Origin of the sequence: Paenibacillus sp. FSL K6-2441 (assembly GCF_037964765.1) — a bacterium.
Classification (GTDB): domain Bacteria; phylum Bacillota; class Bacilli; order Paenibacillales; family Paenibacillaceae; genus Fontibacillus; species Fontibacillus phoenicis.
Window position 1 is genome coordinate 3,485,001 of sequence record NZ_CP150174.1, and the last position, 21,555, is coordinate 3,506,555.

A 21,555-nucleotide genomic window follows, 5' to 3' on the forward strand; every position below is an offset into this window, starting at 1 on the left:
GTCGCCGGAAGCGGAAGTCTGCGCCTCCCGATCAAAGTGACCCTTCATGTTTTCCATCCCGCCTACTTCACCCTTTAAAGGTTCGTTAGCTAGTGGAGCCAGGTTATTCGCTCCAGGATAGGCCATCGGATAAGAATAGGCTGACGGCATCACCGATGTTGGATAACCTGGTACGGGCGGGCCATAACAAGGCATCATTCCGGGATGATGCCCCCAATCCATCGTTTGAGGATAGAATGCATTGTTATTCGCTTCAGGAGATACGGCTTGCGGAAACACAGCGTGTGGCTGAATATTTGGATTTGGATTTGCGTACGGGCTTACCGCTCCCAAGTTCGGCATTTGCGATACAGGCGCGTTAGCGTTCAAAATTCCCGGATACTCCCCTTCCGTCGGCGACAGTGCTGTTGGTGAAGGATTGCCATAATAGCCAGATACGGGTTCAGCTGCAATCGGATATTGATAAAATGGAGGATAGGCTTCCTGAGTCTGAGTCGTATATGGATAAGGAGACGTTCCCGAGCAGCCACAAGGTGACGGAGCGTAACCCATGGCCGGAAGTGTGGATGGTTGTGTGTATTGCGGCAGAAGATGGCTTGGATAGGAAAGGTTCGGGTACTGATTTGGCTGCGTATTCGGCCCATACGTGTAAGGACTGACTCCTGTAGGCTCTCCCTTCATCGGCTCATAGCCATAAGGGCTGATTCCCTTTGGTTCGCCTTTCATCGGCTCATAACCGTAAGGGCTGATTCCCTTTGGTTCGCCTTTCATCGGCTCATAACCGTAAGGGCTAACTCCTGTGGGTTCCCCCTTCATGGGCACATGGCTGTAAGGGCTGACGTTTTGCGGCCCGTAATTTGCAGGAGAGATATTCGGTTCGTACGAATAGGGCTGAATCTTAACGGGTTCATGCTTTTGCGGCTCGAAATGAATCGGTTGGAGCTTCGTGGATTCATATTGGATTTGTTCCACTTCCATTTTGATCTCCATCGGTACTACTTTAGGCGGTTGAACTTGCGCCGGTTGTTGCTTTGGCGGTTCCACATTGATCGGTTGTTGTTTCGGTGGTGCCACGTTGATCGGCTGCTGCTCCGGCGGTTCTACGTTGATTGGCTGTTGTTTCGGTGGCTCTGTTTTCGCCGGGGCTTCCTTCGGCTTTTCGGTTTTCACCGGCTCCACCTTCTCCGGCTTCGGCGCTGTCACTTCTGGCTTCACGCCGGTTGGAGCTTTCTTTCCAGAACCGGCGATGGGAGCCGTGTTCTTCTTACCAGTTTGCGCAGGAGACATCCCTACGTTCGGCGCAGAAGGGTTGTCGGCACCACCTGACGGATTTCCCATGCCCGTAGGTATGTTGACGATGTCCCCAACCTTCAATTGATTCGGGTCGCTAAGCTGTGGGTTTGCATCAATCAGACTTTGCAAAGGTAATCCCCAAGCTTTGGACAGCTTCCATAACGTGTCCCCCTGCTTGACGACGTGCTTGTAAACATTGCCCGTTTCACCGCCAATCGGTACGGCCACAGCTGGAATCTTTACTTTGTCACCGATGTTCAACTGATTTGGATTGGCGATCTGCGGGTTAGCTTCGATCAGTTTTTCCAGAGGCACGTTATACTTTTTTGAGAGCTCAAACAAAGTATCGCCTTTTTTCACAATATGGATTTTCACGCGATAAAGACCTCCTAGGTTTCTTCTCCGGTACGTGATGATCGCCCGGGGCCCATTTATTACATCCTATGCAGGAGCCCGGTTTTTGACATCCTAGAAAAGAAAAAATCCTATCTTCCTCTTAGACCAAGGAAAATAGGATTCTTGTCGGCCTTGTCAGATTATTCCCAAACCTTCAATCCGTCCTTATCAACAATCGCGCGGAATTCTTCCAGCAGCTTCAGCGTAATCGGGCCGGCATGCCCTTCGCCGATAATGCGGCCGTCGACTTCGCGCACAGCGATAACTTCGGCAGCTGTCCCCGTCAGGAACACTTCGTCGGCGACATAAACGTCATGCAGCGTAAATGGCTGCTCTTGGATGTTGTAGCCTTTTTTGCGGCAAATTTCGATGATTGCTTGGCGGGTAATGCCGTCCAAAGCGCCTAAGTAGCATGGAGGAGTCGTAATAACCCCGTTCTTCACGATAAAAATATTATCGCCCGACCCTTCCGTAACGTACCCTTGCGCGTTCAGCATGATTGCTTCGCCCGCACCGGACAGGTTCGACTGAATTTTCACCAAGATGTTGTTCAAATAGTTCAGCGATTTGATCTTCGGATTCAAAGCGTCTGGGATGTTGCGGCGCGTCGACACAGATACGGTCTTCAACCCCGTTTTGTAGGCTTCTTCCGAATAGATCGCCAGCTGCTCTACAATAATGATCACCGAGGCTTTCGGGCAACGGTTTGGATCCAATCCGAGGTTGCCGGGACCGCGGGAGACAACCAGACGGATATAGCCATTACGCAGATCGTTGCGGCGAAGCGTCTCGACCAGCGCATCTTCCATTTCCTGATACGTCAGCGGAATGTCCAACATAATGGATTTAGCCGAATCGTATAGGCGGTCCAAATGCTCCTTGCATTTAAAGATGTTCCCGTTATAAATGCGGATGCCTTCAAAAATCCCGTCCCCATACAAAAAGCCGTGGTCATATACGGAAACCTTTGCTTGATCTTTTGTTACGAATTGTCCATCTAAATAAATCCATTGTTCTGCCATTATTTTGGCACCTCCGCTTTTTGTTCTCCAAATGACAAGCTGGGATAACTCCCCAGCACACGTACTTGACAGTTGAGCGCTTCGATTTCACCAATCGCTGAACTCAGCAGCACGGAATCAACCGCTTCAAGCACATCCATAATAAAATAGTAACTGCCCAGCCTCTTCTTCGTAGGGCGTGACTCGATGCGCGACAAATTCAGTTTACGCCATGCAAATGCAGACAATACCTGATGCAAGGCGCCCGGAAAATCCTCAGGCAACGTTACCAGCAGACTTGTTTTGCTTTGGGCTGCCGAGTGATTCAGTTCAAGCGGCCGCGGGCCGATCAGAACAAATCGGGTATAGTTATTATCGTGATCCGTCACATGGCGAGCCAGGACATCCAGTCCATGGCGCTTAGCTCCTAGTGCCGTGCCGATTGCCGTCCAGCCTTGTCCCGGATTTTTCTTCACCAGCTCTACCGCTTCTGAAGTGCTGCCGGTATGCTCCAGCTCCGCCTTAGGCATCTGCGAACGAATAAATTGCAAGCACTGCGCCATCGCAACCGGATGAGACAGCACCTTCGTCACTTTGCTGTAATCGATCTCGTCCGATGGATCGGCCGCTTGGAACTCTTCCTTCTTGCCAATCAAATTCTGCACGGAAGGGTATATCCATTCAATCTGCATCGGAATATCCACTTCGTGAATCAGCCAATCCATATGAAGGCTGACGGAGCCTTCAATTGTATTCTCCATCGGGATGACGCTGTAATCACTGTGTCCGCTGGCCGTGGCTAAGAAGACGTCGGATATCTGCTTGAAATGCAGCAGTTCCACAGGCTCATCGCCAAATAGATGCAGCGCCGCTTCATGAGATACCGAGCCTTCCGGCAGCAATGCTATTCGTTTCATCTCCTGACTTCCCCTCATAAGGTGCTTCAACCATTAATCTTAATCGATCACGAAGCTCTCACAAACCGTAGGCTTGAATGTGATCCAGAAAAGAACCTTCACTCTCCATAGTAAGCTCCACTGCCCCCGATGTGCAAGGCTTCAACCGCATGGTCTGCGCGGAGATGCCTTCCCCACTCAGCACCTCCAGCAAAAACGACTCCAGCTGTTTGTCCGCTCCCTGACGGCGATCCGTCAGACAGAGCAGCGTCGGGCCAGCTCCACTTAAGGCAGCCCCCAAAGCTCCGTGGGCTGTCGCTTCCTCCAGAATCCGGGCCATTCCAGGTACGAGCGCAGCCCGGTACGGCTGATGCAGGCGATCGCGCATGGCAGCCGGGATCAAATCCAGCCGGCCAGCGGCTAACGCCGCAGTCAGCAGGGACGTGCGGCTGACATTGTACACCGCATCCTGCAGGCTGATCTGCTTCGGCAGCGCCTCACGCGCCTTGGAGGTGGACAGCTGGAAATCAGGAATGGCTACAAGCACCTCCAGATCGGCCGGCGGCTCGATGCGCAGCACATCCGCGTGCGCCCCGTCCCAGACCGCGGTAATAATCCCGCCGTACAGGGAGGCACCAACGTTGTCCGGATGCTTCTCCAAGGCTGTAGCCATATCGAACAGCTTAGCCTTGCTCAAAGGCTCGCCAATCAGCAGGTTGGCTGCAAACAGCGCCCCGACGATCGCCGAAGCGCTGCTGCCAAGCCCGCGGGTTAACGGAATATCCGATTTCATCGAGATTTCCAGTTCCGGTAAAGCCACGCCGACTTCAGCAAACACCGATTGCGCGACTTGATACACCAGATTGCTTTTATCGGTTGGCAGTCCCTCCAGGTTCCCCCCATGCAGGGTGATCACCGTGGAGGGGGCCGGTTTCATTTCAATCCAAGCATAGAGGTTAAGTGCCATACCAAGCGTATCAAAGCCGGGCCCCAAATTCGCTGTGCTCGCCGGCACCTTGACCCGGACGCCTTCCCGGCGAATCATGCCCGTGCTCCTTGCAGCTTGGCAATCGCATCCAGCACCGCTTCCTCCGTATCCTGTACGACAAGCGGTTCGCCGCCAATGCTCTTAATCGCGATGTTTGGATCTTTCAAACCATGCCCGGTCAGTACGCACACGACAGTCTCGCCGCCTCTGAAATATCCTTCCCGATGCAGTTTATATACGCCGGCGATTGAAGCAGCGGATGCTGGCTCAGCAAAGATACCTTCCTTGGCTGCGATGGTGCGATATGCATCAAGGATTTCGTCGTCCGTAACGTAGTTGATCTGCCCGCCGGATTCCTCCGCAGCGGATACCGCTGTCTTCCAGCTGGCCGGATTGCCAATCCGAATGGCGGTTGCAATCGTCTCCGGCTCGCGAATAGGCTCGCCTTTCACGATCGCCATCGCGCCTTCGGCTTCGAATCCAACCATTCGCGGCAGAGAAGTTGATTTACCACGCTCATAATATTCTTTGAAGCCTTTCCAATAGGCCGAAATATTCCCCGCGTTGCCGACGGGGATCGCAAGGACATCCGGCGCTTTCCCCAGTTGGTCACACACTTCAAATGCCGCGGTCTTTTGTCCTTCGATACGGTATGGGTTCACCGAATTGACCAGCGTAATCGGATGCTTGGCAGTGATATCACGTACGATTTCGAGCGCCCGGTCGAAGTTACCTTCGATGGCAATCACTTTCGCCCCGTAAATCATCGCTTGCGCCAGCTTTCCGAGGGCAATGTTGTTGTTCGGAATCAGCACGATGCAGTCGATTCCCGCCCGAGCCGCATAAGCCGCTGCCGCTGCCGAGGTATTCCCCGTGGAGGCGCACATAATCGTCCGGCTGCCTTCCTCCACCGCTTTCGCGACGGCCATCACCATTCCGCGGTCCTTAAAGGAACCGGTTGGATTCAGCCCTTCATATTTGAAATACAGATCCAGGCCCAGCTCCTTCGACAGGTTCTCCGCGCGAACCAGCGGGGTATTGCCTTCCTGCAGCGTCAGCTTCGGCGTCTTGTCGCTCACCGGCAAATATTCCTTGTACGTTTCCAGCAATCCGAGATATCTCATGCAAAAAGAACTCCTTTATTCTGAATTAATGTTATTATCCCTCTACGCGATACACGCTTTTGATCCGATGAATGACGTCCAGCGATTCGAAATGGGCCAATACCTTATCCATGCTTGCCTTGCTGGCATTGTGCGTCACGATCATAATTTCAGCACCTTCAACATTCGTATTTGGCGACTGTACGACCGACTCCAAGCTCACCTCGTATTCGGCGAAGACTTGGGTGATCTGCGCCAGAACGCCGGCTTTATCGTCGACGTGGAGCAACAGGAAGTTTTTGTAGGCGATTTGTTCGTCGGTTTTCAGCTTCTTGGGCTTATACGGGACGATGGCTTTCAAACCGTTCACGCCAAGCTTGAGGTTCTTAACGACAGCGACCAGGTCCGCAACCACGGACGTGGCCGTCGGCATTTCGCCGGCTCCCGCACCGTAGAACATCGTTTCCCCAACGGCTTCCCCATACACGTACACCGCATTGTAAACGCCATTTACGGCCGCGATCGGATGCGTATTCTTCACCATGGTCGGCTGAACCGTAATGCTGAATTCGTCATCCTGCCGTTCTGCGATGCCGAGCAGCTTCATCTCATACCCAAGACGCTTGGCATATAAAATATCTTCCTTGGATACCGAAGTTATGCCTCGAACATGCACATCGTCCAGCTCCACGTTGGTGCGGAAACCGAGGGTTGCGAGAATCGCCATTTTGCGAGCGGCATCCAATCCCTCCACGTCGGAGGTCGGATCGGACTCTGCGTATCCGAGCTGCTGCGCTTCCTTCAGCACATCCTCGTAAGAAGCGCCTTCCTGGCTCATTTTGCTCAAAATATAATTGGTCGTTCCATTGACAATCCCCATAATTTTCATAATCCGATCCGAGGAAAAGCCTTCAATCAACGTGCGAATGATCGGTATGCCGCCGGCCACGCTGGCTTCATAAAATACGTCGCATTGATGCTCCATCGCCTTGGCCAGAATCTCTGAGCCATACAGCGCCATCAAATCCTTGTTTGCGGTCACGATATGCTTGCCGCGTTCGAGCGCCTCCAAAATATAAGCTTTTGTCTGATCCACGCCGCCCATAACTTCCACAATCACGTCGATCTCCGGATCTCGGATGACCGACCAGGGGTCCTCCGTCAGCTTTCGTGGATCCACATGGACGCTGCGCGTTTTGTCTAAGGTCTTAACGGCAATTTTCTCAATGACGATCGGCGAACCCACCTGACTGCTGAGATCCTCCTGATGTCCTTCCAAGATCCGGACCACGCCGGTCCCTACCGTGCCAAGTCCGAGCAGTCCTACTTTCACAGGCTTCACAGCCGTCCCCTCCCGTTATCCAATTACGGTTTTTTTCGTCTAATTTCTCCTCTTTACCTTGTTAACCTTGACCAACGATCTGTGTTCTCCTTACGCCCGGAATGCTTTGCAGCGAATCCAGCATCTCATCCAGCTCTTCGGTTAAGCGCGAGGTTTCCACGGAGATCACGACATTGGCTTTGCCTTGCAGCGGGATGCTCTGATTAATCGTCAATACGTTGCCGCCGGAACCGGCGATCAGCGCAAGCACCTTCGATAAGATCCCGGACCGGTGCTCCAGATCAAAGGAGATGGTCACGATGCTTTCCCGTTCGAATTGATTGAGTTGATGAATGCCGTCTTTATATTTATAAAAAGCGCTGCGACTTAACCCCACTTGAGCAACAGCCTCATGAACTGTTTTGGCGTCGCCGGAGGCCAAGAGCTGCTTTACCTGTAAGGTCTTAACTACCGCTTCTGGCAAAATATCCTCACGAACCAAATAGTAGTGCTCCTTCACGAACGTCCTCTCCTTAGAGACTTTTGTTTTCATATAGTGGACATTATAACGGATATGACGCAGGGTGGCAATGATTTTTTGTCCTGACCCATAGCAAAAAAAGCACCCAAAAGGTGCTCTTTTCCATCATCAGTAGTAGCTGCTGCCTTCAACGAACTCAAACTCGAAGTCCCCGATGCGGACCAGCGTACCGTCCTTGGCCCCCCGCTTGCGAAGCTCATCGTCTACCCCCATATGCCGCAGCGTGCGGGCCAGCTTCAGGATGGCGTCATGCGAATTCAGCTGCATCCGCTTCATCATCCGCTCGATCTTCGCGCTTTCCACCACGAAAGTCTCGTTTTCGCGGCGGATCGTAAAGCCTTCGTCTTCCTTTTTGTCCAATTTGTAAATTTTGCGTTCCGCCAGTTCGGTCACTTCTTCGATCGCAGGCGCCTCCGGAATTTGCTCCAGCAGCTCCGCCACGCGGTAGAGCAACTCTTGGACACCCTGACGAGTCAATGAAGAAATCGGCATAATCTCCAAATCCCCGCGCACCTTGGCGACTTCGGCACGGAATTTCTCCAAATTCGCTGCCGCTTCAGGCATATCCATCTTATTGGCGGCTACGATCTGCGGGCGTTTCTCCAAATCGGCATTGTACAGCCGCAGCTCGTCGTTAATTTTCTGCCAATCGTCAAAAGGATCCCGCCCTTCCGAGCCAGCCATGTCAACGACATGGACGATCAACCGCGTCCGCTCGACGTGCCGCAAGAACTCATGGCCCAGACCAACGCCTTCATGGGCCCCTTCGATCAATCCAGGCAAATCCGCCATCACGAAGCTCCGGCCGTCGCCCACATCAACAACCCCCAAATTCGGGGTGATCGTTGTGAAATGGTAGGCGCCGATCTTTGGTTTTGCTGCCGATACAACGGATAACAACGTCGATTTCCCAACGCTAGGGAACCCGACCAATCCGACATCGGCCATCACCTTCAGCTCGAGCACGACCCAGCGTTCTTCGCCCTCTTCGCCATGCTCTGCCAGCTCAGGTGCCGGGTTGTTTGGCGTAGCGAACCGGATATTGCCGCGACCTCCACGACCTCCGCGGGCCACAACCACCTCCTGCCCATGGCGCGTCAAATCGGCAAGCACCTCTTGGGTATCGTCGTCAATGACAACCGTTCCGGGGGGGACCCGGACGATCATGTTCTCCGCATTTGCTCCGTGCTGGCTCTTATTCCGCCCCTTCTCTCCGCGCTGCGCCTTGAAATGCCGTTGATAGCGGAAATCCATCAGCGTTCTCAAGCCTTCATCAACGCGGAAAATCACGTCGCCGCCTTTGCCGCCGTCACCGCCGGCCGGACCGCCTTCGGGCACGTATTTCTCCCGGCGAAAAGCGACCAGCCCGTCGCCGCCGTCGCCCCCCTTGACATAAATTTTCGCTTTATCTACAAACATGCGTTCACCTCGTTTATTTTTCCACAAGCCACCCGTAGCCGCAACGAACCGTTTTCCGCATCGCCACGGTCAGCCTTAACCCGCAATCCCGCCATTCCTTCATCAAGAAGGCGGACAAGTACCTCCGGATTCCCCTTGGAACCGGCCTGTTCAAACCGAACGATGACTTCGCCGTCCTCACGGTACATCGACATCTTCAACTGCAGCGTCTCTCCCCAAGAAGAACGCCCGTTATACTGGAAGATCCGCACCGTTTCCACGATGGCCTCCGTCAGTTCTTCCGCTTGCTCCGCAGTAAGCAATTGATCCAGCTGCAGTTCGTCCTCAATGTCAACGTCGAGATGAATCGAACCGTTGACCTCGCGGAACGATTGTAAGTAGAAGACCAAGGCCGGAATGCCTAACCTGGAAATTTTACTTTCTACGGCCATTCGTTCTTTTATTCTTTCCACGCAATCGGCGAGTTTATCAATTTTCCGAAGTTGGATATACCCATATAGAATCTGCAGATCGTTCATCCAATCGTGGCGATGATGACCCAGCGTGGCGGAGGCCGTTCGTTGGACCGATTCCAGCAAATGCTTCCGCTCGATTTCGGCTCCTTTCCGAAGATGCCGTACATATAGCCCAAACAACACGAAAAGAGCCCCGCACAGGAGGACCTGTCCGATCGGCGACTTCAGAAAATAAGCTAGTGTCAGGCTAACGAGCGCGATCAACACGATCATTGCCCTCACCATGAACCGATGTTTCATATCTTCCCCGTTCCTCTAACAGATTGGGCGGAATGAAACTCCCCACCCTGACATCCCTACCCAGTATAACATACCTCAACCAAGTTCGCTCCCGTTATGTATGTAAAAAAGTAAAGCCCTGACACCAACGTGCCAGGGCTCTTGATTCATAGCTCTTAAGCTTCGACTGTAGCCGCTACAGGAGCGGTTTCCACAGGGTAGACGCTCACTTTTTTGCGATCGCGACCCCAACGTTCGAATTTCACAACGCCGTCGATTTTCGCAAACAGCGTATCGTCCGAACCGATGCCTACGTTTGTACCTGGGTGGATTTTCGTACCGCGTTGGCGAACGAGAATGCTTCCGCCCGTTACCAATTGGCCATCAGCACGTTTCACGCCAAGGCGTTTCGCGATGCTGTCGCGTCCGTTCTTCGTGGAACCTACGCCCTTCTTGGAAGCGAACAACTGGAGATCCAATTTCAACATTGTAGTCTACCTCCTTCTTCAAATAATGACGTCCTGTATCTGAATATACTTCCCGTATGATTCTTCGATACTCTTCAGCATAACGACAAGCGAGGCAAGCAGCAGTTGCGCTTGTGCTCCGGCTTCTTCCGTTTCGACCGTATCAGGAAGATTCGCGCTAAGAAAGCCGTTCTTCATCCTGGAGTCCATCACAATGCCCGTCAACGCTTCGATCGAGTTGACCGTTCCAACGGTCACGGCCGACACGCCCGCGCAGACGATGTCCTCACCGGCCTTCGCATAGCCGGCATGGCCTTCCACCTTAAAGCCTGCGATGTCGTTATTCTTCCGGCGTAATATGGAGACGATAATCAAGTTATCGCACCTTCTTACGCTTGGATTTTCTCGATCGTTACTTTCGTGTAAGGTTGACGATGACCTTGCTTCTTGTGGTAGTTCTTCTTCGGTTTGTATTTGTAAACGATCACTTTTTGGCCTTTGCCATGCTTCTCGACTTTCGCCGTTACGCTAGCGCCGGATACCAATGGAGTTCCCGTTACCAAACCTTCACCTTTCGATACTGCCAACACACGGTCGAACGTTACGCTTGCACCGTCTTCTGCGTTCAATTTCTCGATGTAAAGCACATCGCCTTCTTGAACACGGTATTGTTTACCGCCGGTTTCGATAATTGCGTACATTTGCTTGCACCTCCTCATGTCTCAGACTCGCCTGATTCAGGTGCCGTTAGACGCAAAGGTCCAGCGGACTTGTTAACCCGATCGGAGCGGTTGCAGCATGTGCACAAGCTAACTCATGACACATACCCTAATATACTACCATGCACCTTGCAAAAAATCAACTGATTACCGTAATCTCTTCCCGCATTCTTTTTCGCGTCATTTCCAGCAAGCCGAGCTTGGTCCATCCCAAAATATGATGCTGTGTACGGTCGCCAGCCAGCGCCTGCTCCAGCCGCTCCCAAACGGCCGATCGATGCTCGTCGCTGTTCATATCGATAAAATCTACGATGATAATGCCGCCGGTATCCCGCAGCCGAATCAGCCGGGCCATCTCCTGCGCGGCCTCCAGATTGGTGCGGAACACCGTATCCTCCAAGCTGTCTCCCCCGGTGAACTTGCCGGTATTCACGTCAATCACGGTCAACGCCTCAGTCGTGTCCCACACGAGGTAGCCGCCCCCCGGCAGCCAGATTTTCCGCTGAAAATCCTTCTCCATCTGCTGCCTCACTTCATAATAATCAAAGATCGGCACTTCGCTTTCATGCACAATGATGCGCGGCGTCTCCCCCGGCAGCATCGCCTGCAGAAAAGCAAGCGCCTCCTCCGCCTGCTCCGGACAATCCATGATCAGTTCGTCCGTTTCCGGGCTATATACGTCGCGCATCAAACGTTGGATCATGCTTAAATCCTGGTGCAGTACGACCGGAGCTGCCGCATGCTTCGCCTTCTCCTGGATGGCGGCCCATTGCTTGCGCAGCTGCGCGAGATCTTCCGCGATCGCCTTGCCGTCCTCTTCCTCGGCGACCGTGCGCAGAATCAATCCTTCCTCCTCGCTGCGCAGCTCCTCACCAAGCAGCTTGAGGCGTTGCTTCTCCTCTTCGCATGCGATCTTCTTGGAGACGGCAACATAACCAGCCGTCGGCATATAGACCAGCCAGCGTCCCGGCAAAGAATAATGAGTCGTCACCCGCGCACCTTTGTTGCCGATCGCTTCTTTTACAACCTGTACGACCAGCTCTTGGCCTGGCTTCAGAAGCTCCGCGATCGACGGCTTCTGCTTCGGCTGCTTCTCCAAATGAGGGTGCAGCACGTCGTCGATATAGAGAAACGCATTCTTTTTTTGACCGATATCCACAAAAGCGGCCTGCATACCCGGAATGACATTAACCACTTTGCCTTTCACAAAGCTGCCAACCAGTCCTCGATGTTGAGAACGCTCCGCCGCATATTCCACCAGCTTGCCGTTTTCTAGAAGCGCAATTTCGGTAGAGCCAGGTCCGCAGTGAACAATCATCCTCTTCATGATCTCACCCTTCATACTTTCGTCATCCATTGATCATGAACTCGCTTATTATCAAGTAACATGCCCGTTCCATTATATCACGTCTGTCGCGCTTCAAGCCCCAGAGCCTCCCTGTAAGAAAGAGGAAATCACTCGTTGTTCCGGAACGACCGCCACGATGTTCCCCTGTTGGTTCATCACGTAAATAAAATGATATTTTTCTCTCTTAAATAGACGCAAAATGTGATCCAAAGGTTTCGTTTTCTCCGCAACGATTGGTTGGGCCAACGTCCCGCTCAGCAGATGTCTGGAAAAGCTGCGATCCCGGTTCACCAGAAAACGGATAAAACGATAGGGAATGTTCCGATAATCGGTCAGATTGGAATAAAGCAGGAAGAGGCCAATCAGCAGAAGATTCAGCTGCATCCCACCTAACCCGAGCAATAGCGGCAAGAAGGAGTAGGCCACCAGCAAGGCGCTGAACAGCAAGCTGATACGGTAAGACCAGAGCAGCGTGGCATAATAAGGCATAACCAGGCTGCATAAAGCCTGCGAGATTTTGCCGCCGTCCAGCGGCAGGATGGGCAGCAGATTAAATAAAGCAATGAGCAGATTGCTTTGAATAAAATAGCTCAAAAACGGCCCGTCCCAGATCCCGACGGCATGAAGCAGCAAGGAGGCGCCGATCAGCAACAGGTTTTGCAGCGGGCCTGCCAAAGCGATAACCATCTCGCGCCCGGCTGTGAGGTCCCCCGCATCCTCCATGACCGCCACGCCTCCAAAGGGAAGCATTTGGACGGACAAGACTTTGATGTCGTACATGCGAGCGGCAAACACATGGCCCATCTCATGCACGAACACGATTGTGAACAAGGCAAGCAGTTCCAGAAAGTGGCCGGTCAGCACAGACATCAGCATAATAATGACGAAAAAAGGATGGAACGAAATCGCGATGCCGCGCCATTTAATCAAATGGAATCACATCCGCCGGATCGATATACCGGTCATCTTTTTTGATCGCAAAATAAAGCGTCGGCAATGGCGACTGCGTTCGCGGCGGAAGGCTGCCCAGAACATCGCCCCCTTCCAGCCAGTCCCCTTTTTCAACGGAGATCTGCTCCAAATGTCCATATACCGAGACGTATCCCCCGGCATGCTGTACCGTCACGGTCTGTCCGGTCTCGGCTTCCCGGGCAACGCGAAGCACCCGTCCGGTCTCGATGGCTTTGACCTGCAAGCTGCCGGTGTCAGGAATAATTTCAACTCCTTTTAAGCTCAAGGCAAATGGACTGGCAAGACTGCCCTCAATCGGCAGTGAAAAACCAGCTGCGCCTCCTACTCTCAGCCCATGATCTTCATTGGTTTTAAAGATGGGAATAAAGGATGGTGCCCCTCCGAAATTACGTTCGTACCAGGCTTGGGCCGCTTGGAAATCCATCTCCACGGTAAGCGACTTGGCAATAAACGCGCGGATGGGCGTCGCCCAGGCCGGCTCATAGCGGTTCATGCCCCAGATCGCCGCAAACAGTAACGTGCTAATCACCAGGCGAACGAACATCGCGAACCAGAACGTCGAACGTTTTCCCGGCCCGGGACCCATCAGCTCATCGTCACCCTTTCCGCTTCCATAAGCGCCAGCATAAGGATCGTGCCAGCGGCCTTGCCCGCGCTTCCATAACAGCTCGGGATCGGGATCAGTGTCGTCCTGACCTGCACTAACAGGCCATGGCTTCGTTCTCGGAGGTGCAGCCGCCCGTCCGGGGGCAGCTCCCCAGCCCTGATCCGGCGGCAGCGGCCCTACGGCGTCTTCCATCGTCAATTGCCGAATCCGCTCCGCTCTCCGCTTTTTGACATTTGATTTCACGTCCATGCTCTTATCCCCCCGCTCCGCTCCACAATTCGTGGTTGTCCCATAAGTCATCCGTTCCTGCCGCTGCCTTCTTCTCTGGCAGGGCCTGTACTACATACTTATGAGCCACAGGAATGGAATATGAACAAGCTTGGAGATCCGCCTAATCGCTCCTGAGCTGGGAAGTGAATAGAGGTAATTTATGTTCTTATTCCACCACGTTTATCTTCAAGCGCACATCATAACGGTAATTTTGGGCCTTATTGATGCGACTTCACCAACAAACATGCTGGAGTTCTCACGAATAAGGGAAAAAAATGACCTTATTTCAGCCAATCTCTTTGACTTCGCAAAAATAAGGCCATCTTTTACCTCTATGAGGTGCAGCGGTGGTCAATAAACCAAAAAACCGGTGCTGCCGGCACCGGTTTATCCTAATCCACCTTATATTTCTCCTGATGCAGCTTAATGCTGAACACCAGTCCGATACATAACATATTGATGAGCAGCGAGGTTCCTCCATAGCTGATGAACGGCAACGTAATCCCGGTAATCGGCATCAGGCCGATCATCATCCCGACGTTCTCGAAGATTTGGAACAGGAACATCGCAACGATACCAACAATCATGTAGGCGCCTCGTTTATCAATGCAATGCAGGGCGATTAAGATCATCCTGTAAATGAACAAGAAGTAGAGCAACAGCAGCACCGATGCCCCGATGAACCCAAACTCCTCGCCAACGACAACAAAAATCGAGTCCGAATACGGATACGGAACGAATTTCTTGTTCTTTAAGTCGCCTTTCATGTAACCGTCGCCGAGCAGTCCCCCGGAGCCGATGGCGATCTTGGCATAGTTGGATTGGTGCCGATCGTCGCTCGACGCTTGATCCGGGTTGATAAACGTGTTGATCCGCTGATACCAGTGAAGCTTCTGATGCTTCGCTAAATAGTCTTGAATCTGCGTATTATAGGCGTTAAACAACGTGACGAACAGAATCAATCCCGCTACCGCCGCGGTTAAACCGATCAAGACGTGGCTGTATCTGGCATTGCCGATCCACAGCATCCCTACCAACACGACGAGATAAATGATGGCATTTCCCAAGTCCGGTTGAATCAATACCAAAAAAAACGGCAGCAGCGTCACCAGCGTGATCGGAATAATGTCGCGCCGGAAGTGAAGCGGTTGCCCCATTTTTTTGCCTAATAAATACCCCGTCGTCAAAATGAGAATAACCTTAACCAATTCGGCCGGCTGAAATTGCAACCCGCCAATCTTGAACCAGCTGCGCGCCCCGTTGATTTCCGGCGCAAACAGGTAGACGAGCACCAGCAGCACGCAGCCTGCTCCGTACACATACCAGCTGTACCGAAGCAACGTACGGTAATCCACCAAAGCCATACCGAACACGACCACGAACCCTAGCAAGTAAAATATGATCGTCTTCAGATCATACCACTGGAATTCCGTCTCATATGGAGCAATGGCACTGCGCACCAGGAGGGTACTAAACACCATAAACAAAGCAAGTATTCCTACCATCAGCCAGTCCACATGTTTAAGTTTAAAAAACAACGGTTATCCACCCATTCCAAAAAACTTCTTAAAGCGCGTAAATACGCCCTTCTTCTGATCCAGCAGCATCAGCGGCACGGTGTCGCCCAAAATCCGCCGCGCGATGTTGCGGTAGGCAATCGCAGCCGAAGAGTCCGGATTCATTACCGTCGGTTCGCCGCTGTTGGCGGCTTTAATGACCTTCTCATCGTCTGGCACGATGCCGATCAGATCGATGTTTAACACCTGAAGGATTCCTTCAATATCCAGCATATCCCCGGATTTCATCATATTGATTTTAATCCGGTTCACAACCAGCTTCGGCGAAGCGATATGCGAGTTCTCCAAGAGCCCGATAATTCGGTCCGCATCGCGTACAGCGGCATGTTCCGGCGTTGTGACCACGATCGCCTGATCCGCCCCGGCAATCGCGTTCTTAAACCCTTGCTCAATCCCCGCCGGGCAGTCGATAATTACGAATTCAAATTCCTTCTTCAGTTCCAGAACGATGTCTTTGACCTGATCTGGCGAAATCGCGTTTTTATCCTTCGTTTGCGCCGCCGGCAGCATATACAGCTCATCGAACCGCTTATCCTTCACCAGCGCTTGATTCAGTCGGCAGCGACCTTCGGCCACGTCGATCAAATCATAAATGATCCGATTTTCGAGCCCCATGACTACGTCCAAATTTCGCAAACCGATGTCCGTATCCACTAAACACACTTTTTTCCCCAGAAGCGCAAGCGCCGTGCCGATATTGGCCGAGGTCGTGGTTTTGCCCACCCCGCCTTTACCGGACGTTATTACGATAGCTTGTCCCATGATTCACACCCCTTTAAACACGTTAAGGTCCGGTCTCACCCGGGTGATATTGATGATTTTGTCGATCTGCATCTTCCCTTCCCGTAGAAAAGCGAACTCCATGCTCGTCTCCCGGTTCTCCCATTCATCCGGGGGCCGGCTGATCGTTTCCGCGATTCGGAGCTGCGTTGGAGACAAGTACGAAGCTGCAATGATCGAATTCTCGTTGCCCTCAAAGCCTGCATGGGCCATCCCGCGCAGAGCGCCGAGAATCAGAATGTCGCCGGTACAGCGAATCGTCCCCCCGGGATTCACATCGCCGATAAACAGCAGGTTGCCCTCATGATGCAGCACCTGACCCGAGCGGACAATCCCCGCAATCGTCGTCAGCGCTCCCGGCGCATCCGCCCGAACAATTTCCGGCATCTCAAAGGAGCGGACAAGCAGATTGCCTTTTTGCTTTAATATATCAAGAATCATGTCCTTCTGATCCTCAGTGACGAGTCGCATCCCCAGCTTCACATCGACATGGATGATCGGCCCAGTCAAGATATGTTGATGGCTAAATTCCAATTTATACTTTAATTCCTCCAGAAGACTCGAAAAATCGCATTTGTCGTCCAGCAGGAAAACCAGGCCATCTTTTACGCCTTTAATCGTCACGTGGTTGGATTTTACTGTCATGAGCCTGTCCCTCCCCCCCTAATCAATTCGCGCCGAAGCGGAAAAGTTCCTGCTTACAGCAAGCAAAATAAGCGGGAAGTCAAGCGTTCTCCTCGGGAGAGCGTCTGCGGGTAATGATTTCGAGCTGCCGACGCAGCGGTACGTATATCGCCAAAGCAAATACGAACTGCACCAAAACGTTTGGGATAATGTGATTTTTCAACGCCCATGTATACGGCTGGTGTATCAGTTCAAACAGCGTATACGTACCGAACAGAATCGAATCCAGCAGCAGGCCGCCCAGCAGCACGACGATCATCATCAGCGGCAGCGGTGCCCGCTGGTTGCGGGACAAGAGCCCCAGCAGATAGCCGGACAACCCCATAGCGAAGGAGTAGGCTCCGATCAACGCCCCATAAAAAACGATATCGTGCAACATCCCAAAGACCAGACCAAGGATCAGCCCCGTATGCCGGTTCTCATAAACGGAGAAATATAGAATAACGACGTAAACCAGATGCGGGGCAATCCGCGTCTGCCATGCCGTAGGGATCAGCCAAGGAACCAAAGTTCCCTCAAGAATGAACAAGAGGAACAGCAGCAGAATTAAAATCAGTTTGCGCTTGTTCACTCGCCTTCACCTTCCGGTTCGAATACGATAAATAGTTCCTTCCAGTCGGTGAAGTTCGCAGCAGGTTCCACCGTAGCGGTATACGTCAGCCCGTATTCGCCAACCTGAATGTCCTTCACCGTGCCGATCACCATCCCGCGAGGAAATACGCCGCCGATCCCGGAGGAGACGATGGTATCCCCTTTCTTCAGCGGAGTGGCATCTTCAATGCGCGTCATGAGGAACATTCCCTGCTCGCGATCAAACGTTTCGATCATGCCAAAGACGTCGTTTTCCTTCCCTTGTGCCGTCACGGCGATGCCGTTAGAGTTCGGGTCCTTGGCATCCATTGAGGTCGCAAGGCGGACGGTGGACGTAAAGTTGCTGACATGACTGATCACGCCAACCAAGCCTTTATCGGAGGAGACAGCCATCCCCTCTTTCACGCCTTCCCGAGCCCCTAAATTAACCACGATCGTGCGATTGACAGGATCGTCATTAACGCTGATGACCTGGGCAATTTTCCAGGTGTAATCGTAGAGTCTCTTTTGCGCTTCAGTGAAATCGAGCTTATTCTTCAACCGTTCGTTTTCTTGAGCAATCCAGTTATACGTCGCTTTGTCACGTGTATAGTGCGCTAAAGCAATTTTGAGCTGCTCGTTCTCCTCCTGCAGCGCGCGCAGGTTCGAAATATCTTCAAAGAAGCCCGCTACATAGCTAGCGGGCTTGTAAAACACGTATTGCACGAAGCCAACCGTGTCCTTGACGAATTTCTCCGGCCAGGACAAGTTGGTTCTTGGCCCCAGCGTAAACCCCATCACCGCAATAAACAAAATAAGTCCCATCAACAAAATAAATAATCTTTTGTTGCCAAGCAGCTTAAACAGTTTTCGCACCCTCCAACCATACATGATTTCTTGGAAAAACGGCATTGGCCGTCCAATTCAGGACGGCGCCGCTTTGATATCAGGGGTGCCTTCTTCCGCGCGAAATTATCGCTTGGAACGAAGGGCTGAACTACTTTTCGATTTGAATAAGTGGATATTATCCAAAGCCCGGCCCGTACCGATCGCCACACAGTCAAGCGGATTCTCCGCCACAATCACCGGCATGCCGGTTTCGCCGGCCAGCAGTTTATCCAGGTTACGCAGCAACGCGCCGCCGCCGGTCAATACGATTCCCCGGTCCATAATGTCTGCTGCGAGTTCCGGCGGGCATTTCTCCAAAGTGACTTTCACCGCGTCCACGATTGCACCCACCGTATCGCTCAGCGCTTCGGAGATCTCGTCAGAAGTGATCGTGATCGTCTTCGGCAGTCCTGTCACGAGGTCGCGTCCGCGGATTTCCATCGTTTCAACCTTCTCCAGCGCAAGTGCGGAGCCGATATCCATCTTCAGCTGCTCGGCGGTTCTTTCCCCGATCATCAGGTTGTATTGGCGCTTGATATATTGGATGATCGCTTCATCCATTTCATCGCCTGCCACGCGGACGGATTTGCTGGTGACGATCCCGCCCAGCGAGATCACCGCAACTTCCGTCGTCCCGCCGCCGATGTCCACGACCATGCTGCCGGTAGGTTCCCAAACCGGCAAATCTGCGCCAATCGCCGCGGCGAACGGCTCCTCGATCGTGTAAGCTTCGCGTGCACCTGCTTGCTTCGTCGCGTCCTCAACAGCCCGCTGCTCAACGGCCGTGATCCCCGACGGTACGCAAACCATCACGTTCGGGTGGCGCTGGAACAACGAACGTTTCTTCTGCGCTTGACCAATAAAATATTTAATCATCGTTGCCGTTGTATCGAAATCAGCGATCACGCCATCCTTCATCGGACGGATCGCCCGAATGTTGCCGGGGGTTCTGCCGATCATCTTCTTGGCCGATTCTCCGACGGCCACGATGTTTTTCGTGTCGGTATGAATCGCTACCACCGAAGGCTCGCGGACGATAATGCCCTTGCCTCTCGTATATACCAACGTATTTGCCGTCCCTAAATCAATTCCCAAGTCTTTTGTAAAGCCACCCAACATGCTGCTTCTTCCTTTCCTTCTGTATCTAACCTATTATATTAGAGGTTGTTCAAAAAGTCATCTTCCGATCACGAAGTTCATCAATGATGCAAGTTCGACGGCGAATCTTGAATTCAGCCGGGCCTTCCGTTGCTCACGTAGATCTGTCTACGCTCCGCTACTCAGCCCCTAGCTTCATCCAATCTTCTTGGTGCTCGAAACCTGACTTGTTTGAACCTTCATTGAAACGGTTGTTCAAAAAGTCATCTTCCGATCACGAAGTTCATCAATGATGCAAGTTCGACGGCGAATCTTGAATTCACTGAAGTTACATCAAGCCCCGTTCTTTCAAACTGACGAACTTGCCGTCCCCGATGACGATGTGATCGAGCACATCGATGCCGATAATTTCCCCCGCTTCGCAAAGCCTACGCGTCATCCGGATATCCTCCGGGCTTGGAGTGGGATCGCCGCTGGGATGATTGTGCGCACATACGACGGAAGCGCTGCTGCATTTGATCGCAGCCCGGAACACCTCGCGCGGATGCACAATCGATGCGTTCAGGCTTCCGATCGAAAGCGTCTCTTGAGCAATGATATGATTTTTTGTATTCAAAAAAAGACATACAAAATGCTCTTTCTGCAAATAGCGCATTTGCTCCATCAATAGCTCAGCCGCATCGTGCGGACTGCGGATTACTGCTTGATCCGGAAGACGTGACTTGGCCAGTCGCTGCCCCAACTCAATCCCTGCCTTCAGCTGGACCGCTTTCGCAGGTCCGATGCCTTTCAGGCTCGTCATCTCTTCCAGGCTGACATCAACTAACCCGCGCAGCCCGCCTAATTCGGCGAGCAATCGCTGGGCCATATGAACTGCCGATTCCTGGCGTGTTCCTGTGCGGAGCAGGATCGCCAGCAATTCCGCATGGCTGAGCGCCCCCGCTCCGTATTTGATCATTCGTTCCCTTGGCCGCTCCTCAGAAGGAAGATCACGCAGCATATAGGGAGTTTGTGCTTGTTCCATCGCTATCCCCCGCTTCCGAATGGGTTCGGGTCGCTCCCGGTTATTCCGGTTACGCCCGTCCTAAGTTCGGAAGGATATGCTTTATCACTTCCCGATGACCTGCCATCACGGCAAGCTCAGCCTCCTGCTTACAGCACCTGAATGTCGAAATCCTTCAGCATGTCCACGAGCAGCGAGACCGGCAAGCCGACCACATTAAAATAACATCCTTCAATTCCAGTAACGATCGTAGCGCCAAGTCCTTGAATCGCATAGGCCCCAGCCTTGTCCAATCCTTCCCCGCTGCGGGCGTAGGCTTGAATTTCCGCTTCGGTCAATGCCTTCATCCTTACAGTCGTCGCCCGGTAATCAACGTGACGTCGCCCCGTTAAGGCGTCCATGCAGGCTACGCCAGTATACACCACATGCTCTCGTCCCTGCAGGCTTCGCAGCATATCCGCTGCCTCTTGGGTGTCCTTCGGTTTACCCAAAACTTCGCCGTCTCGGACCACGATCGTATCGCTCCCGACGATCACCGCATTGCGGTCTGCCGAAGGATCAAGCCCCCGGTAAACGGCTTCCGCTTTGCGCCCGGCAAGCTCCATCACGATTTGCTCCGGCGATAACGATGCTTCGAAAGATTCCTCTGTATGGCTTGGTACCACTTCGAAAGGAATCGCCAGAGATGCGACTAATTCACGCCTGCGAGGTGAAGTGGAAGCAAGAATAATCCGGCGCAAATTTGCGGTATCCATTATGGAACTCTCCTTTGTAGAAAACGAATTGATGTCCTGAATGGTTACATGCATAAGTTGGTAAAAAATAGATAAGAATCGACAACGGTTTGCTGTCATCCCCGCCATTTTTTGACACTAACCTA

General features: G+C 52.6%; 23 protein-coding genes and 1 other annotated feature (1 of these 24 cut by a window edge). All 23 genes read right to left on the reverse strand.

The window, feature by feature from the left end; all coding sequences use genetic code 11:
• Positions 1 to 1,668, reverse strand: the 5' portion of a protein-coding gene (locus NSQ80_RS16010) for a LysM peptidoglycan-binding domain-containing protein (protein WP_339299859.1). Its footprint begins 207 nt before the window's first position; 1,668 of the gene's 1,875 nt are visible here — the first part of the coding sequence; it begins with the start codon at positions 1,666 to 1,668; its stop codon lies beyond the left edge, outside the window.
• A 161-nt stretch (positions 1,669 to 1,829) separates the two neighbouring features.
• Positions 1,830 to 2,711: a branched-chain-amino-acid transaminase gene (gene ilvE, locus NSQ80_RS16015; protein ID WP_085170859.1), complete on the reverse strand. Its 882-nt coding sequence runs from the start codon at positions 2,709 to 2,711 to the stop codon at positions 1,830 to 1,832.
• Positions 2,711 to 3,607, reverse strand: coding sequence for a prephenate dehydratase (gene pheA, locus NSQ80_RS16020; protein ID WP_009225187.1), 897 nt, complete (start codon positions 3,605 to 3,607; stop codon positions 2,711 to 2,713). The genes ilvE and pheA overlap by 1 nt, the downstream gene beginning before the upstream one ends.
• A 58-nt stretch (positions 3,608 to 3,665) precedes the next feature.
• Positions 3,666 to 4,631 (reverse strand): homoserine kinase, encoded by a 966-nt coding sequence (gene thrB, locus NSQ80_RS16025; RefSeq protein WP_339299864.1) that lies wholly within the window; start codon positions 4,629 to 4,631, stop codon positions 3,666 to 3,668.
• The gene (gene thrC, locus NSQ80_RS16030) at positions 4,628 to 5,698 is read right to left on the reverse strand and encodes a threonine synthase (protein ID WP_339299866.1); all 1,071 of its coding nucleotides are present in this window, start codon (positions 5,696 to 5,698) and stop codon (positions 4,628 to 4,630) included. Before thrC ends, thrB begins: the two co-directional genes overlap by 4 nt.
• Before the next feature lie 34 nt (positions 5,699 to 5,732).
• Positions 5,733 to 7,019 carry a homoserine dehydrogenase gene (locus tag NSQ80_RS16035; protein ID WP_009225184.1) on the reverse strand — a complete coding sequence of 429 codons (1,287 nt, stop codon included), beginning with the start codon at positions 7,017 to 7,019 and terminating at the stop codon, positions 5,733 to 5,735.
• 61 nt (positions 7,020 to 7,080) lie between these two features.
• Entirely contained in the window at positions 7,081 to 7,518 is a 438-nt protein-coding gene (locus NSQ80_RS16040; protein ID WP_016311133.1) for an ACT domain-containing protein, read from the reverse strand.
• 129 nt (positions 7,519 to 7,647) lie between these two features.
• Positions 7,648 to 8,958: a GTPase ObgE gene (obgE, locus tag NSQ80_RS16045; protein ID WP_009225182.1), complete on the reverse strand. Its 1,311-nt coding sequence runs from the start codon at positions 8,956 to 8,958 to the stop codon at positions 7,648 to 7,650.
• Positions 8,949 to 9,713: a Spo0B domain-containing protein gene (locus tag NSQ80_RS16050; protein ID WP_009225181.1), complete on the reverse strand. Its 765-nt coding sequence runs from the start codon at positions 9,711 to 9,713 to the stop codon at positions 8,949 to 8,951. Before NSQ80_RS16050 ends, obgE begins: the two co-directional genes overlap by 10 nt.
• Before the next feature lie 155 nt (positions 9,714 to 9,868).
• The gene (gene rpmA, locus NSQ80_RS16055) at positions 9,869 to 10,180 is read right to left on the reverse strand and encodes a 50S ribosomal protein L27 (RefSeq protein ID WP_009225180.1); all 312 of its coding nucleotides are present in this window, start codon (positions 10,178 to 10,180) and stop codon (positions 9,869 to 9,871) included.
• An 18-nt stretch (positions 10,181 to 10,198) separates the two neighbouring features.
• Complete coding sequence (locus tag NSQ80_RS16060; protein WP_009225179.1) at positions 10,199 to 10,534, reverse strand: ribosomal-processing cysteine protease Prp; 336 nt, start codon at positions 10,532 to 10,534, stop codon at positions 10,199 to 10,201.
• Positions 10,535 to 10,548: 14 nt separating this feature from the next.
• Positions 10,549 to 10,860 (reverse strand): 50S ribosomal protein L21, encoded by a 312-nt coding sequence (gene rplU, locus NSQ80_RS16065; protein ID WP_009225178.1) that lies wholly within the window; start codon positions 10,858 to 10,860, stop codon positions 10,549 to 10,551.
• A 13-nt stretch (positions 10,861 to 10,873) separates the two neighbouring features.
• Positions 10,874 to 10,962, reverse strand: a sequence feature (ribosomal protein L21 leader region).
• A 55-nt stretch (positions 10,963 to 11,017) separates the two neighbouring features.
• Positions 11,018 to 12,205 carry an Rne/Rng family ribonuclease gene (locus tag NSQ80_RS16070; RefSeq protein ID WP_323077452.1) on the reverse strand — a complete coding sequence of 396 codons (1,188 nt, stop codon included), beginning with the start codon at positions 12,203 to 12,205 and terminating at the stop codon, positions 11,018 to 11,020.
• Positions 12,206 to 12,298: 93 nt separating this feature from the next.
• Positions 12,299 to 13,156 (reverse strand): M50 family metallopeptidase, encoded by an 858-nt coding sequence (locus NSQ80_RS16075; RefSeq protein WP_260071168.1) that lies wholly within the window; start codon positions 13,154 to 13,156, stop codon positions 12,299 to 12,301.
• Positions 13,149 to 14,054, reverse strand: coding sequence for a M23 family metallopeptidase (locus NSQ80_RS16080; protein ID WP_323077455.1), 906 nt, complete (start codon positions 14,052 to 14,054; stop codon positions 13,149 to 13,151). Before NSQ80_RS16080 ends, NSQ80_RS16075 begins: the two co-directional genes overlap by 8 nt.
• 413 nt (positions 14,055 to 14,467) lie before the next feature.
• A complete protein-coding gene (locus NSQ80_RS16085; RefSeq protein ID WP_009225174.1) occupies positions 14,468 to 15,613 on the reverse strand; it encodes an FtsW/RodA/SpoVE family cell cycle protein in 1,146 nt (381 codons plus the stop codon).
• 3 nt (positions 15,614 to 15,616) lie between these two features.
• Complete coding sequence (gene minD / locus NSQ80_RS16090) at positions 15,617 to 16,414, reverse strand: septum site-determining protein MinD (RefSeq protein ID WP_009225173.1); 798 nt, start codon at positions 16,412 to 16,414, stop codon at positions 15,617 to 15,619.
• 3 nt (positions 16,415 to 16,417) lie between these two features.
• Positions 16,418 to 17,077 carry a septum site-determining protein MinC gene (gene minC, locus NSQ80_RS16095; RefSeq protein WP_009225172.1) on the reverse strand — a complete coding sequence of 220 codons (660 nt, stop codon included), beginning with the start codon at positions 17,075 to 17,077 and terminating at the stop codon, positions 16,418 to 16,420.
• Positions 17,078 to 17,156: 79 nt separating this feature from the next.
• Positions 17,157 to 17,687 (reverse strand): rod shape-determining protein MreD, encoded by a 531-nt coding sequence (gene mreD / locus NSQ80_RS16100; protein WP_009225171.1) that lies wholly within the window; start codon positions 17,685 to 17,687, stop codon positions 17,157 to 17,159.
• Complete coding sequence (gene mreC / locus NSQ80_RS16105; RefSeq protein ID WP_323077460.1) at positions 17,684 to 18,562, reverse strand: rod shape-determining protein MreC; 879 nt, start codon at positions 18,560 to 18,562, stop codon at positions 17,684 to 17,686. The genes mreD and mreC overlap by 4 nt, the downstream gene beginning before the upstream one ends.
• A 96-nt stretch (positions 18,563 to 18,658) precedes the next feature.
• Positions 18,659 to 19,693, reverse strand: a complete 1,035-nt coding sequence (locus tag NSQ80_RS16110) for a rod shape-determining protein (RefSeq protein WP_009225169.1) — start codon at positions 19,691 to 19,693, stop codon at positions 18,659 to 18,661.
• Positions 19,694 to 20,000: 307 nt separating this feature from the next.
• Complete coding sequence (radC, locus tag NSQ80_RS16115) at positions 20,001 to 20,696, reverse strand: DNA repair protein RadC (protein WP_260071170.1); 696 nt, start codon at positions 20,694 to 20,696, stop codon at positions 20,001 to 20,003.
• A gap of 128 nt (positions 20,697 to 20,824) precedes the next feature.
• Positions 20,825 to 21,430: a Maf family protein gene (locus NSQ80_RS16120; protein ID WP_009225167.1), complete on the reverse strand. Its 606-nt coding sequence runs from the start codon at positions 21,428 to 21,430 to the stop codon at positions 20,825 to 20,827.
• Positions 21,431 to 21,555 lie beyond the last annotated feature (125 nt).